Consider the following 14,467-nt stretch of genomic DNA (forward strand, 5'->3'; position numbering starts at 1 on the left):
ATCCTTTGGCGAATGTGGCCAGTGAGGTGTGATCTGGCCCTCAATAGGTTGGTTGGTCTCGGAGCCCTGCAGTGCACCCCCCAATCCAGGAGGATCCAGCATGTCGATGTTCAAGTGGGAGGTCGTGGACCCGGCGCCCGGCGAACCCGTCGCGCCGCACCAGCGGCTCCCGTGGGGTCGGACCGTCGGCCTGGGAGCCCAGCACGTCGTCGCGATGTTCGGTGCGACCTTCGTGTTCCCGATCGTCATGGGCCTCGACCCCAACCTCGCGATCATGTTCTCGGGCCTGTGCACGATCGGCTTCCTGCTGATCTGCAGCAACAAGGTGCCCAGCTACCTCGGCACCAGCGCGTCCTTCGTCGCGGGCGTCGCCGCCATCCGTGCCCAGGGCGGTGACTCCGCGGACGTCACCGGCGCGATCCTCATCGCAGGCGTGGTCCTCGCCGCGGTCGGCGTCGCCGTCCACTTCGCCGGCTCCGGGCTGATCCACAAGATCCTCCCGCCCGCCGTCACCGGCGCCGTCGTGATGCTGATCGGCTTCAACCTCGCCCCGGTCGTCGCGGGGATCTACTGGCCCCAGGACCAGTGGATCGCCCTGGCGACCGCGGCGTTCATGGTCTGCGCGGCCGTCCTGCTGCCGGGCTTCTGGTCGCGCATCGCCGTCTTCCTCGCGCTGATCTTCGGCTACGTGCTGTCGTTCGTCGCCGACAAGACGTTCGGTGCGATCACGTCGGTCACGCCCGTCTCCGGCGGCGAGGCCGTCGAGCACGACCGCGTCTCCTGGGCCGGCGTGAAGGCGGCCGACTGGATCGGCTTCCCGAGCGGCGACCTCGCCGACGGCGTCTCCGTCGTGCACGGCCCGAGCTTCTCGATGACCTTCATCCTGCTCGTCCTGCCCGGCGTCATCGCGCTGATCGCCGAGAACACCGGCCACGTCAAGGCGGTCGCAGAGATGACCGGCGAGAACCTCGACCCCTACATGGGCCGGGCGATCGCCGCGGACGGCGGAGCGACCGCGCTGGCCAGCCTCTTCGGCGGCTCGCCGACCACCACGTACGCCGAGAACATCGGCGTCATGGGGGCGACCAAGGTCTACTCGACCGCCGCCTACTACGTCGCGGGTCTCGTCGCGATCCTCCTCGGTCTGTGCCCGAAGTTCGGCGCGATCGTCAACGCCACCCCGGGCGGCGTCCTCGGCGGCATCACCGTCGTCCTCTACGGCATGATCGGCCTCGTCGGCGCCAAGATCTGGGTCGAGAACCGGGTCGACTTCGGCAACCCGATCAACATGGTCGGCCTCGCCGGCGGCCTGATCGCCGGCATCGGCGGCGTGACGCTCAAGGTCACCGACGACTTCGAGCTCGGCGGCATCGCCCTCGGCACGATCATGGTCATCGTCTTCTTCCACCTCGTGAAGGGACGCAGCGTCGACGCCACGTCGGGAGAGGTGACCAAGCTGTTGTGAAGCCCGCACCGTTCGACTACGTCCGGCCGGGGAGCCTGGAGGAGGCCCTCCAGGCCCTGGCCGGGCACCCGGAGGCCAAGGTCCTGGCAGGGGGCCAGAGCCTGGTCCCGCTCCTCTCGATGCGGCTCGCCGCGCCGGCGCTCCTGGTCGACATCAACGACCTGCCGGGCCTCGACCACGTCCGGGCGGACGCCGACGGCGTCCGGATCGGCGCCCTCGCCCGGCACGCGGCGGTCCTCGCCGACCCCGACGTCGCCCGGGTGCAGCCCCTGGTGCCGCTGGCGCTGGCCGACGTCGCGCACGCGACGATCCGCAACCGCGGCACCACCGTCGGCTCGCTGGTGCACGCCGACGCGGCCGCGGAGATGCCGATGGTGCTGCGCCTGCTCGAGGGATCGATCGACGTCGCCGGACCCGGCGGTCGTCGTACGATCCCGGCCGCGGAGCTGTACGTCGGCCCGCTCGAGTCGAGCCTGCATCACGACGAGATCGCGGTGGAGGCGTTCTTCCCGGCCCTGCCGGCCGGCAGCGGCGTGGCGTTCGAGGAGATCGCGCGGCGGCACGGCGACTACGCCATGTGCGGTGTCGCCGCGGTCGTCGCGGTCGAGGGCGACCGGGTGGTGTCGGCGAGGGCGGGCTACCTCTCCGTCTCCGACATCCCGGTCGTGGTCGACCTGACCGAGGCCCTCGACGGATCCGTCCAGCCGGCCGCACTGGCGGCGGCCGCGGACGCCGCGCTCGCACAGCTCGACCCGGAGACCGACATCCACGCCACGGCCGACTACCGCGCGCACCTCGCCCGGGTGCTGACCGCGCGGGTCGTCACGGCGGCCCACGACCACGCACGCGAGGAGCAGCGGTGAGCGAGACCACCCACGACATCCGGCTCAAGGTCAACGGCACCGACCACGACGTCGCCGTACCTGCGCGCCGGCTGCTCTCCGACGCGCTGCGCCACGACCTCGGCCTGACCGGCACCCACGTCGGCTGCGAGCACGGCGTCTGCGGCGCGTGCACCGTCCTGGTCGACGGGCAGCCCATGCGCAGCTGCCTGATGTTCGCCGTCTCGGCCGCGGGTCACGACATCACCACCGTCGAGGGCCTGGCCCGACCTGACGGCGAGCTGGGCCCGGTGCAGCAGGCGTTCCGCGAGTGCCACGGCCTGCAGTGCGGGTTCTGCACGCCCGGCTTCCTCACCACGATCACCGCCGGCATCGCCGAGAACCCCGACCCCACCGAGGACGAGGCGCGCGACATGATCGCCGGCAACCTGTGCCGCTGCACGGGCTACCAGAACATCGTCAAGGCCGTGTGCCGCGCCGCCGAGCTGGCCCGCCCCGCCCAGGACAGCCGGAGCGAGGTCGTGCAGTGACGACGAAGCTGATGGGCCAGAAGGTCCAGCGGGTCGAGGACGACCGGCTGGTGCGCGGCGCGGGACGCTACGTCGACGACGTGGCCCCCGACGCCCTGCACGCCGCGGTGCTGCGCAGCCCGCACGCCCACGCCCGGATCATCTCGATCGACGTCGACGCGGTCCTCGACGTCGAGGGCGTGCACGCGGTGTGGACCTACGAGGACCTCGAGGGCGCGATGGCCGAGCCGCTGCCGCTGCTCATCCCGCACCCCACCCTGACCCACGGCCGCACGCAGTACGCCCTGGCCAAGGACGAGGTCAACCACGTCGGCGAGGCGATCGCGTTCGTCGTCGCCGACGACAGGTACGTCGCCGAGGACGCCCTCGCGCGGATCGTGGTCGACTACGAGCCGCTGCCGGCAGTGGTCGGCATCGAGTCCGCGCGCTCCGGCGACCGGCTCGTGCACGACGACGTGCCCGGCAACGTGGCCGCCAGCATGGAGCAGTCCAACGGCGACGCGCCGGCCGCGATCGCCGGCGCACCGCACCGGCTCTCCCTCGACCTGCACATCGAGCGCAGCGCCTGCATGCCGATGGAGGGCCGCGGCGTCGTCGCGCGCTGGGACCCCGACCAGGGCCGGCTGCAGGTGTGGTCCTCCACCCAGACCTCCACCGGCGTGCGCGCCGCCGTCGCGGCCAAGCTCGGCCTCGACCTCGGGCAGGTCGACGTCATCACGCCCGACGTGGGCGGCGGCTTCGGCGTCAAGATCGTGCACCCCTGGCCCGAGGAGCTCCTCGTCCCGCTCGCCGCACAGCGGCTCGGCCGCCCGGTGAAGTTCACCGAGGACCGCCGCGAGCACTTCATCTCCGCGGCCCACGAGCGCTCCCAGGTGCACCACGTCGAGGTCGGCTTCGACGACGACGGCAGGGTGCTCGGCCTGGACGTGCGGTTCTGGCACGACCACGGCGCCTACACGCCGTACGGACTCATCGTCCCGATCATCACCTCCACCCAGCTCCTGGGGCCCTACAAGCCGGGCGCCTACCGGGTGCGCTTCGACTCGCTCTACACGAACACCGTCATCGTCACGCCCTACCGCGGCGCCGGCCGGCCGCAGGGCTGCTTCGTGATGGAGCGGACCATGGACGCGATCGCCGCCGAGCTGGGCAAGGACCGCGCCGACGTCCGGGCCGCGAACTTCATCCAGCCCGACGAGTTCCCCTACGAGCACGGCCTGATCTTCCAGGACGGTCGCGACCTGACCTACGACTCCGGCGACTACCCGGCGATGCTGGACAAGATCAAGGAGCTCGTCGACTGGGACGGCTTCGAGTCGTTCCGGGCGGCGAAGGCCGCCGAGGGGAAGCGGGTCGGCCTGGGCCTGGCCTGCTACGTCGAGGGCACCGGCGTCGGCCCCTACGAGGGCGCGCACATCAACATCGAGACCTCCGGCAAGGTCAAGGTCGCCACCGGCCTGACCTCGCAGGGCCAGGGCCACCAGACCGCCTTCGCGCAGATCGTGGCCGACGAGCTCGGCGTACGGTTCGAGAACGTCGAGATCACCACCGGCGACACCCGCCGGATGCCGTACGCCGTGGGCACCTTCGCCTCCCGCGCCGCGGTGATGAGCGGCTCGGCGATCCACCTCGCGGCCAAGCGGACCAAGGAGAAGGCGCTGCGGATCGCGGCCGAGGCGCTCGAGGCCGACATCGACGACCTCGAGATCGTCGACGGCGTCGTGAGCGTCAAGGGCACCGACACCTCGATCCCGCTCGGCACCGTCGCGGTCCTGTCCAACCCGCTGCGCTACGCCTTCGACGAGGCGTCGAAGGCCGCGACCCAGTTCAGCGTCGGGGACCCCGGCAAGCCGCCCGTCGCCGAGGACGACGAGCCCGGTCTGGAGGGCAAGGACTTCTACTCCCCGCCGCGCTCCACCTTCGCCTCCGGCATGCACGCCGTGATCGTGGAGACCGACGCGGAGACCGCGGAGATCCGAATCCTCAAGTACGCCGTGGTCCACGACTGCGGGCACCTGATCAACCCGATGATCGTCGAGGGCCAGATCCACGGCGGCGTCGCGCAGGGCGTCGGCGGGGCGCTCTACGAGCGGATGGCGTACGACGAGTCCGGCCAGCTGCTCAACGCGTCCTTCATGGACTTCCTCATGCCGTACGTCACCGAGGTCCCGACCAGCATCGAGATCGACCACCTGGAGACGCCGTCCCCGCTCAACCCGCTCGGCATCAAGGGCGCCGGTGAGGCCGGTGTGATCCCCGGGTCCGCCGCCATCGCCGCCGCCATCGAGGACGCCGAGCGGGCCGTCCTGCCCGGGTTCGGCATCACCGCCATGCCCATCTCGCCCTCGGAGCTGTTCGCGCTCCGCGCGGCGCACACCCCCCGAGACGCTCAGGAGTCGAAGTGAAGATCAGCGGCCAGAACACCATCGGCGCCCCCGTCGACAAGGTCTGGGAGGCGATCCTCGACCCGCGCGTGCTCGTCGCGACGATCCCGGGCTGCGAGCGGCTAGAGGCGACCGGCGACAACGCCTACGCGATGACCGTCAGCGCCGGCGTCGCGGCGATCAAGGGGACCTACTCGGGCTCGTGCGTGCTGTCGGACCTGCGTCCCGGCGAGGGCCTGACGATGAGCCTCAAGGGAGCCGGCGCGCCCGGAACCATCGACGCCACGGTGCTGGTGACCTTCGCGGCCTCCGGCGAGGAGACCGTCCTGTCGTACGACGCCGACGCGGTCGTCGGCGGCATGATCGGCGGCGTCGGCCAGCGGATGCTCACCAGTGTCTCGCGGCGGATGGCGGCGGAGTTCTTCGGCAACGTCGAGAAGGTGATCGCGAACGGGCTGCCGGTCGCGGCCGCTGCCGAGCCCACCGTGTCGGCCGACGGCGCGCCGGTCTTCGCGGCTCCGGCCAAGGGGTCGTCGGTCCCGTCGGCGCTGTCGGGGGGCGGCGAGTCGTTCCTGATGGGCGTCGCCGTCGGTGGCGCGCTCGTGCTCGCCGGTGTGATCGTCGGCGGGCTGCTGGGCCGCCGCCGATGACCCACCCGGTCTCGGTCGACTCGACCGCGCGGGACCAGGCGGCCGCCGTACGTCGTCGCGAGATCTCGGCCCGCGAGCTGCTCGACCTGCACCTGGACCGGATCGCGGAGCGGAACCCGGAGCTCAACGCGATCGTCTCCCTCGACGAGTCGCGTGCCCGGGCGGGCGCGCTCGCGGCCGATGAGGCGCTGGCCTCGGGCGCGGAGGTGGGGCCGCTGCACGGCCTGCCGTTCGCGTTCAAGGACACCCACGCGGTGGGCGGTTGGCGCACGACCTACGGCTCCACGGTGATGGCCGACAACGTGCCGGAGCGCGACGAGCTCATCGTGGAGCGGGTGCGCGGGGCGGGTGCGGTCACGATCGGCAAGACCAATGTGCCGGAGTTCGCGGCCGGGTCGCACACGTTCAACAAGGTCTTCGGCACGACGCTGAACCCGGTCGATCCCACGCGCTCCGCGGGCGGGTCGAGCGGGGGAGCGGCCTGCGCGCTCGCCGCGGGCATGGTCCCGCTGGCCGACGGCTCCGACATGGGCGGCTCGCTGCGCAACCCGGCGTCGTTCTGCGGCGTCGTCGGGATGCGGCCCAGCCTCGGCCGCGTGCCGGAGTGGCCGCTCTACAACCAGTGGGAGACCACCTCGGTCGGCGGCCCGATGGCCCGCAACGTCGGGGATCTCGCCCTGTTGCTGTCGGTGATGGCCGGTCCGGATCCTCGGGCGCCGCAGGCGCTGGGTGATCCGGGCTCGACGTTCGCGTCGCCTGCCGCGGCCTCGTCGGCGGGGCTGCGGGTCGCGCTGAGCGTCGACCTCGGCGGAGCGCTCGAGGTCGACCACGAGGTCGCAGCGGTGGTCGAGGCCGCTGGCCGTGCACTGGCCGGTGCCGGGGCCGCGGTCGGCTCGGCGTACCCCGACCTGTCGCTCGCCGAGGACACCTTCCGCACCCTGCGCGCCTGGCACTTCCAGGCCAAGCTGGGCCGCTTGTTGGCCGAGCATCCCGACGCGTTCAAGCCGTCGCTCGCCGACAACATCCGGGCGGGGGAGTCCCTCACCGGCGCCGATGTCGCCCGGGCCTACGCCCAGCGCACCGCGCTCTCGGAGACGATGCGGCTGTTCTTCGCGTCGTACGACGTCCTCGTGCTGCCGGTCTCCCAGGTCCCGCCGTTCCCGGCCGACCAGGAGTTCCCCACCGAGATCAACTCACAACCGATGGCGTCCTACCTCGACTGGATGCGGTCGGCGTACTTCATCACCGTCACCGGCTGTCCCGCCATCTCGGTGCCCTTCGGGACCACCGCTGACGGCCTGCCGGTCGGTGTGCAGCTGGTCGCCCGGCACGGCGCGGACCGTCGGCTGCTCGAGGTGGCGCTGGCGGTCGAGGAGCTGGCGGGCCGCTGACCCGGCAACATCTGCCCACGACCCGGCGATCCATCGGCAGATGATGCCGTCGTGCACCGCGCCCCGGCTCACTTGAATGAGTGCCATGACAGCGAGGCGGATCAGGATCGGCATCGACACGGGCGGGACGTTCACCGACGTCGTGGCGTTCGACGAGGACAGCGGTGAGGTCGTCACCACCAAGACCCCGAGCACGCCGGGCAACCCGGCCGACGGGTTCCTGGCGGGCATCGACAAGGTGCTCGACATCGCCGGGGCGGAGTTCGCCGACGTCGTCGCCGTCAGTCACGGCACCACGGTCGCGACCAACCAGCTCCTCGAGGGCAAGGTGGACGCGCTCGGGTTCATCACCACGGCGGGCTACGAGGCGATGCTCGAGATCGCCCGGCAGTCGGTCCCGGACGGCTACGGCAACTCGTACTTCTGGGTGAAGCCGGACCGGATCGTGCCGCGCGACCTGGTCAAGGGCGTCGGCGGCCGCCTCGACTTCACCGGTGCGGAGCTCCGCCCGTTCGACGAGGCCGAGGCCCGGGAGACGGCCCGCTGGTTCAAGGCCAAGGGCATCGACACCCTGGGTGTCTGCTTCCTGCACGCCTACGCCAACCCCGCCCACGAGGAGCGGATGCGCGAGATCATCGCCGAGGAGCACCCGGGCGCCGTGGTCTCCATCTCCAGCGAGGTGCTGCGCGAGTACCGCGAGTACGAGCGCTCGATGACCACCCTGGTCGACGCCGCGGTCAAGCCCAAGCTGAGCCGCTACGTCACCAACATCAAGGAGCGGCTGGCCACCCAGAGCGGCCGCACCATCCCGTTCTACGTCATGAAGTCCAACGGCGGCGTGCTCTCGGCCGACGAGGTCGTTCACCAGCCGATCACCACCGTGCTCTCCGGCCCGGCCGCCGGCGCCCTCGGTGCCGCGCTGATCGCCAAGGTCGCCGGCTTCGACAAGGTGCTCACCTCCGACGGCGGCGGTACGTCGACCGACGTCTCGGTCGTCATCGACGGCGAGCCGACGTTGACCACCGAGGGCAGCGTGGGCGTCTACCCGTCCAAGATCCCGATGATCGACGTCGTCACCGTCGGCGCGGGCGGAGGCTCGATCGCGTGGCTCTCGCCCGAGGGCACGCTCAAGGTCGGACCCCACTCGGCCGGCGCCGACCCGGGCCCGATCTGCTACCGCAAGGGCGGCAGCGAGGTCACCATCACCGACGCCCACGTCTTCCTCGGCCGGATCCCTCCCCACCTGCTCGGTGGCGAGATCCCGCTCGACGTCGACGCGGCGAGCGCGGCGATCCAGCAGTTGGCCGGCAAGCTCGGCATCACCGCCGAGGCCTGCGCGACCGGCATCCTGGAGATCTCCGCGTGGAACCAGGCCAACGCGCTGCGTCAGGTCACGGTCAAGCGCGGCCTCGACGTCCGCGACTTCACCCTCACCACGTTCGGCGGCTCGGGCTCACTGCTGCTGTGCCGGCTGATGGACATCCTCAACGTGCCGACCGTGCTGGTGCCGCCCAACCCGGGCAACGTCTCGGCGTTCGGCCTACTGACCGTCGACGTCAAGAACGACTACGTGCAGACCCACGTCGCGCTCCAGGAGAACCTCGACCCGGCGGACCTCCAGCAGGAGTACGACGTCCTCACGGCCCGCGCCGCCGAGGCGCTGAGCAAGGAGGGCTTCGCTCAGGACCAGCACGCCTTCGTGCGGACCGCCGACGTGCGCTACTTCGGCCAGGCCTTCGAGGTGCGCGTCGGCGTACCGGACGGCCCGGTCACCACGGAGACCCTGGCCACCGTCGCGGACCGCTTCCACGTGGAGCACCGGGTGCTCTACGGCTACGACTTCTCCGGCGACCCCACCCAGCAGGTCGAGTTCGTCAACCTGCGCGTCTCCGGCGTCGGCCCGATCAAGCGCCCCGAGATCCTGAAGGCCGGCGCGGCCGGCGCGGTGCCGCAGCCGACCGGCTCGCGCTCGGTCTGCTTCGACGCCGAGGCGGGGTACGTCGAGACGCCGGTCTTCTGGCGCACCGACCTGCCCGCCGGCCAGGTGCTCGCGGGCCCGGTGATCATCGAGGAGTTCGGCTCCACCGTGCCCATCCACCCCGGCTTCACGGCCCGGGTCGACGACTACGCCAACATCATCGTGACGCGCACCGCGCAGTCGGAGGAGAGCTGACATGTGCCTGAGCTGCCAGACCATCCACAACGGCCCCAGCAGCACAGCGGCCGTCGGGCACGCCGGTGATGCGGGGACCGGCGCGAAGACCGGCTCGCGTCGGGCGCCCACGCAGTTCCCGTTCGGCACCCTGACCGCCGACGCCGGCCGCAGCGCCGACCCCGTCCTGGTCGAGATCGTCCAGGGCTCGCTGGCCGCCGTCGAGCACGAGGTCGAGACCGCCATCGCGCGCACCAGCCGCAGCCCGATGATCCGCGACGCCCACGACTTCCGGGCCGGGATCCACGACCGGCTGCTGCGCAAGCTGACCGGCCGCTCGTACTCCGCGCTCGTGCACCCCGTCGCCCGGGACTTCCCGATCGAGGAGATGGCTGAGGGCGACGTCTTCTTCCACAACGACGTCTACCTCTCCGAGGGCGGCATCGGCCACCTGCCCGACCTGTGCGTCACCGTCCCCGTCTTCGCCGGCCCGACGGGGGAGCGCCGCGTCGTCGCCTTCATCCAGGCGTTCGGCCACCACGACGACATCGGCGGCGCGGTGCCGGGCTCGATGCCCTCACACGCCACCAGCGTGTTCGAGGAGGGCCTCGCCGTCCCGCCCATCAAGCTGTGGGACGCCGGCGTGCCCAACAAGGCGGCGCTGCGGATCATGACGCGCAACTCGCGGATGCCCGAGTCGCTGGCCGCCGACCTGGACGCCGAGTGCTCCGCCTGCCTGATGGGGGCGCGTCGCCTCGGCGAGCTCTTCGACCGGTACGGCGTCGACACGGTCGAGGCCTGCTTCGACGCGATCATCGACCGCTCCACCGAGACCTACCGCCGCGAGATCCTCTCCAAGATCCCGGTCGGCACCTGGACCTGGGAGGACTATGCCGAGCACGACGGCGTCGACGAGCCGCAGCTGCACACGCAGCGGATCACCCTGACCCGCACCGCGGCCGACGACCCGGAGGGCGAGCGGATCATCCTCGACTTCGACGGCACCGGCCCGCAGGCCAAGGGCCCGATCAACCACTGCGGCGACTACTCCGACGGCGTCTTCCTCAAGAAGTGGCTGGCGCCCATCCTGCGCAACCTGGCCGACACCCCGGAGCGGATGGCCGAGCTCGACGTCAACGAGGGCGTCGTGCCGCTGATCGAGATGCGGTTCCCGCCGCCGGGCACGCTGCTGACGCCGGTCTTCCCGGCGCCGACGAACGCCCGCACCTTCGTCATCCTGCGCCTGCTCGGCGTGCTGGCCGGCGTGATCGCCAAGGCGGTCGACGGCAAGATGCCCGCCGACCAGGAGACGATCCGCTACACCGGTGTGTACGGCGAGGACCTCGAGGGCCGCTCGTACCTCATGCGCGAGGTGCTCGGCGGCGGCTCCGGCGGCCGCTACTACGCCGACGGCGAGGACACCATCCACGTCGTCCCGGACTCGCGGAACCTCCCCACGGAGTTCACCGAGTCGCGCTTCCCGTTCGTGGTCGAGTCGCTCGGCCTCGCCATGGACTCCGGCGGCGCCGGCCGGTTCCGCGGCGGTCTGGGCTACGAGAAGCACATCCGGATGCTGAAGGACGCCCACTTCATGTCCATCGCGGACCGCTCGATCCTCGCCTGCTGGGGCGTGAAGGGCGGCAAGGCCGGCAGGCCGTTCGAGGTCACCGTCGACCCCGGCGGCCCGACCGAGCGCGAGGTCGACGCCCTCGCCGACTCCGAGCCCGTCCTCGCCGGCGAGACGATCCGGATCCGCACCACCGGCGGCGGCGGCTGGGGGAGTCCGCTCGAGCGCGACCCGGCGCTCGTCGTGCGCGACGTCGTGTGGCGCAAGGTCTCCCCGGAGGCGGCGCTCGCCGACTACGGCGTCGTCCTCACCGGATCGCTCGACGACGACACCCTCGGGTACGACGCCGACGCGACCGCCGCGGAGCGCGCCGGCCGTCCGGTGCCCGCCGAGGACGACGCCTTCTTCGACCGCGGCCCGGGCTACGGGGTGCTCGCCGGGGGCGCGCCGTTCGCCACGGTGGACGTCCTCTGAGGGATCGGGACTCCGCGGTGAAGATCGCGATCCTCGGGGGATCCGGCAAGACCGGCCGCGCCGTCGGCGCAGCCCTGGCCCGAGCGGGCGTGGCGACACGCCCCCTGGGCCGGGCGGCGTTCGACGACCTGCCGGCCGCCCTGGCCGGCGCCGACGCCGTCCAGGTCATCGCGCCGAACCTGCACCCCGACGAGCCGTCGTACGTCGCCGCGGTCCTCGCGGCCGCGGCCGAGGTCGGCGTCGGGCGGGTGAGCTACCACTCGGTGGCCTCGCCCTACGTCCCGGCGATGCCGCACCACCTCGGCAAGGCGGAGTCGGAGGACCTGGTCCGCCGCTCCGGCCTCGACTGGACGATCCTGCAGCCCTGCGCCTACGCGCAGAACCTGCTGCCGGCCGTCCGCTCCGGCGAGCTCGCGGTGCCCTACTCCGTCGACGCGCCCTTCGGCCTGGTCGACCTCCGCGACGTCGCCGAGGCGACGGCCGTGGTGCTGACCGGGGACGGTCACGTAGGCGCGACGTACGAGCTCGGCGGCCCGGCCCTGGTCTCGGTCGCCGACGTGGCCGCCGCCGCGGGCATCCCCGCTCGGCGGGTCCTCGCGCCGGACGACGCGCACCCCTGGCTGCGCGCCATGTTCGACTACTACGACGCCCACGGCCTGCCCACCGGCGGCGTCCCGCTGCGCGCGCTGCTCGGCCGCCCGCCGACCGCGGTCGCAGCGGTGCTCACCCGCGATCTCGGGGCGTGAGCACCGCTGGCAGGTGTTGCCAGCCTTCTCCGCCCGCGTTGGCTGTTCCTCACGATGAACCGTGGTGATCCGGCTCACTAGGTTCGCTGCATGAGGATCCTGCTGGCGCTCGGCGGCAACGCCATGACGTCCCCGGACGGCAAGGCCCGTCCCGAGGACCAGATCGCTGCCGCGACCGAGGCGATGGAGGCCGTGGCGGACCTCGTCGCGGCCGGTGTCGACGTCGTCATCACCCACGGCAACGGCCCGCAGGTCGGCAACCTGCTCGTCAAGAACGAGCTGGCCGCGAGCGTCGTACCGCCCGTGCCGCTGGACTGGTGCGGAGCCCAGACCCAGGGCACCCTCGGCGACATCCTGATGAACGCGCTCGACGGGGCGCTGGCGGCGCGCGGCCTGACCCGGCCCACCGCGGCTCTCGTCACCCGGACCCTCGTCGACGCCGACGACCCGGCGTTCGCGAAGCCGAGCAAGCCCGTGGGCCGCTACCTGTCGGCCGACGAGGCGCGCACGATGATCGAGCACGGCGAGACCTGGGAGGACCGCGGCGAGCGGGGATGGCGGCGGATGGTCGCCTCGCCCGAGCCGCTGGAGGTCCTCGACGCCCCCGCCGCGATCGCCCTCGTGGACGCCGGCTTCGTCGTGATCGCCAACGGCGGCGGAGGAATCCCGACCGTGCGGCACGCCGACGGGCGGCTGTCCGGCGTCGAGGCGGTCATCGACAAGGACCTCGGCGCGGCCCTGCTGGCCCACGCGATCGAGGTCGACCTGCTCGTCATCGCCACCGACGTCGCGCACGCCGTTCTCGGCTTCGGTACGCCGGAGGCCCGCGACATCGGCGAGGTGACGCTCGACGAGATGCGCGCCTACGCCGCCGAGGGCCACTTCGCCGGCGGCTCGATGGGCCCCAAGGTCGACGCGGTCTGCCGCTTCGTCGCCGACTCCGGCCGCCGCGGCGTCATCACCGATCTCGGCAGCATCCTCGCGGCCGCCGACGGTCGCGCCGGAACGATCGTCACCCCCCACTGAAGAACCAGCCCGACCCAACTGAAAGGTAGGCCGCAGATGCCTTCTGCCATCGAGGTCCGCAAGGTCCCGATCCACTCCGTCGCCGACGCCTCCGAGCTGGCCAAGCTCATCGACGACGGTGTCTTCAAGGCCGACCGCGTCATCGCGATCATCGGCAAGACCGAGGGCAACGGCGGGGTGAACGACTACACGCGGATCATCGCCGACCGCGCCTTCCGGGAGGTGCTGGTCGACAAGGGCACCCCGGCCGACCAGGTCAAGCAGGTCCCGATCGTGTGGTCGGGCGGCACCGACGGCGTGATCAGCCCCCACGCCACCATCTTCGCCACCACCGACGTCGCCGAGGACGACCCGAGCCGCGAGGAGCAGCGCCTCACCGTCGGCTTCGCGATGAGCGAGCCGATCCTGCCGGAGGAGATCGGCTACGTCGCGATGATCGAGAAGGTCGCCGCCGGCGTGAAGGTCGCGATGGAGCGCGCCGGCATCACCGACCCCGCCGACGTGCACTACGTGCAGACCAAGACCCCGCTGCTCACCATCCACACCATCCGCGACGCCCACAGCCGCGGCAAGCAGGTGTGGACCGAGCACACCCACGAGTCGATGGACCTCTCCAACGGCGTCACGGGCCTCGGCATCGCCGTCGCCCTCGGCGAGATCGAGATGCCCACCGACGAGGACGTCATGAAGAACCGCGAGCTCTACTCGTCGGTGGCCTCCTGCTCGTCGGGTGTCGAGCTCGACCAGGCGCAGATCGTCGTCGTGGGCAACGCCAAGGGTGTCGGCGGCCGCTACCGGATCGGCCACTCGGTCATGAAGGACGCCCTCGACCAGGACGGCATCTGGGCCGCCATCAAGGACGCCGGCCTCGACCTCCCCGAGCGTCCGCACCACACCGACCTCGACGGCCGCCTGGTCAACGTCTTCCTCAAGTGCGAGGCCTCCCAGAACGGCGAGGTCCGCGGCCGCCGCAACGCCATGCTCGACGACTCCGACGTGCACTGGCACCGCCAGATCAAGTCGTGCGTCGGTGGCGTCACCGCCGCCGTGACCGGCGACCCGGCCGTCTTCGTCTCGGTCTCCGCCGCCCACCAGGGCCCGGAGGGCGGCGGCCCCGTCGCCGCGATCGTCGACCTCGGCTGACCGCGACCCGGCGCATCCTGACCCCGGATTCTCGTCGACCCGGCTCATCCTGACCCCGGATTCTCGTCGACCCGGCTCATCCTTACCTCGCGCAAGG

The 14,467-nt window shown here is 71.8% G+C and carries 11 protein-coding genes; all 11 read left to right on the top strand.

Annotated features, from left to right (window positions below; genetic code table 11):
- Positions 1 to 100: 100 nt before the first annotated feature.
- Positions 101 to 1,465: a uracil-xanthine permease family protein gene (locus FHP29_RS10200; protein ID WP_205014007.1), complete on the top strand. Its 1,365-nt coding sequence runs from the start codon at positions 101 to 103 to the stop codon at positions 1,463 to 1,465.
- Positions 1,462 to 2,328, top strand: a complete 867-nt coding sequence (locus FHP29_RS10205; protein ID WP_139622764.1) for an FAD binding domain-containing protein — start codon at positions 1,462 to 1,464, stop codon at positions 2,326 to 2,328. The genes FHP29_RS10200 and FHP29_RS10205 overlap by 4 nt, the downstream gene beginning before the upstream one ends.
- Entirely contained in the window at positions 2,325 to 2,837 is a 513-nt protein-coding gene (locus FHP29_RS10210; RefSeq protein WP_139622765.1) for a (2Fe-2S)-binding protein, read from the top strand. The genes FHP29_RS10205 and FHP29_RS10210 overlap by 4 nt, the downstream gene beginning before the upstream one ends.
- The gene (gene cutA, locus FHP29_RS10215; RefSeq protein WP_139622766.1) at positions 2,834 to 5,242 is read left to right on the top strand and encodes an aerobic carbon-monoxide dehydrogenase large subunit; all 2,409 of its coding nucleotides are present in this window, start codon (positions 2,834 to 2,836) and stop codon (positions 5,240 to 5,242) included. Before FHP29_RS10210 ends, cutA begins: the two co-directional genes overlap by 4 nt.
- The gene (locus FHP29_RS10220; protein ID WP_139622767.1) at positions 5,239 to 5,871 is read left to right on the top strand and encodes an SRPBCC family protein; all 633 of its coding nucleotides are present in this window, start codon (positions 5,239 to 5,241) and stop codon (positions 5,869 to 5,871) included. Before cutA ends, FHP29_RS10220 begins: the two co-directional genes overlap by 4 nt.
- A complete protein-coding gene (locus FHP29_RS10225) occupies positions 5,868 to 7,262 on the top strand; it encodes an amidase (RefSeq protein ID WP_139622768.1) in 1,395 nt (464 codons plus the stop codon). The genes FHP29_RS10220 and FHP29_RS10225 overlap by 4 nt, the downstream gene beginning before the upstream one ends.
- 85 nt (positions 7,263 to 7,347) lie before the next feature.
- Entirely contained in the window at positions 7,348 to 9,435 is a 2,088-nt protein-coding gene (locus FHP29_RS10230; RefSeq protein ID WP_139622769.1) for a hydantoinase/oxoprolinase family protein, read from the top strand.
- Between the two features lies 1 nt (position 9,436).
- A complete protein-coding gene (locus tag FHP29_RS10235) occupies positions 9,437 to 11,455 on the top strand; it encodes a hydantoinase B/oxoprolinase family protein (RefSeq protein WP_139622770.1) in 2,019 nt (672 codons plus the stop codon).
- A 17-nt stretch (positions 11,456 to 11,472) separates the two neighbouring features.
- Positions 11,473 to 12,201, top strand: coding sequence for an SDR family oxidoreductase (locus tag FHP29_RS10240; RefSeq protein ID WP_205014013.1), 729 nt, complete (start codon positions 11,473 to 11,475; stop codon positions 12,199 to 12,201).
- A 90-nt stretch (positions 12,202 to 12,291) separates the two neighbouring features.
- Positions 12,292 to 13,227: a carbamate kinase gene (locus FHP29_RS10245; RefSeq protein ID WP_139622771.1), complete on the top strand. Its 936-nt coding sequence runs from the start codon at positions 12,292 to 12,294 to the stop codon at positions 13,225 to 13,227.
- Between the two features lie 36 nt (positions 13,228 to 13,263).
- Positions 13,264 to 14,370: a barbiturase gene (bar, locus tag FHP29_RS10250; protein WP_139622772.1), complete on the top strand. Its 1,107-nt coding sequence runs from the start codon at positions 13,264 to 13,266 to the stop codon at positions 14,368 to 14,370.
- Positions 14,371 to 14,467 lie beyond the last annotated feature (97 nt).

The sequence above is a fragment of the Nocardioides albidus genome, from assembly GCF_006335005.1.
GTDB lineage: Bacteria > Actinomycetota > Actinomycetes > Propionibacteriales > Nocardioidaceae > Nocardioides > Nocardioides albidus.

Coding starts and splice junctions, on each gene's coding strand:
- FHP29_RS10235 (WP_139622770.1), top strand. CDS start 9,437: ATGTGCCTGAGCTGCCAGACCATCCACAACGGCCCCAGCAGCACAGCG.
- FHP29_RS10200 (WP_205014007.1), top strand. CDS start 101: ATGTCGATGTTCAAGTGGGAGGTCGTGGACCCGGCGCCCGGCGAACCC.
- bar (WP_139622772.1), top strand. CDS start 13,264: ATGCCTTCTGCCATCGAGGTCCGCAAGGTCCCGATCCACTCCGTCGCC.
- FHP29_RS10230 (WP_139622769.1), top strand. CDS start 7,348: ATGACAGCGAGGCGGATCAGGATCGGCATCGACACGGGCGGGACGTTC.
- FHP29_RS10225 (WP_139622768.1), top strand. CDS start 5,868: ATGACCCACCCGGTCTCGGTCGACTCGACCGCGCGGGACCAGGCGGCC.
- FHP29_RS10245 (WP_139622771.1), top strand. CDS start 12,292: ATGAGGATCCTGCTGGCGCTCGGCGGCAACGCCATGACGTCCCCGGAC.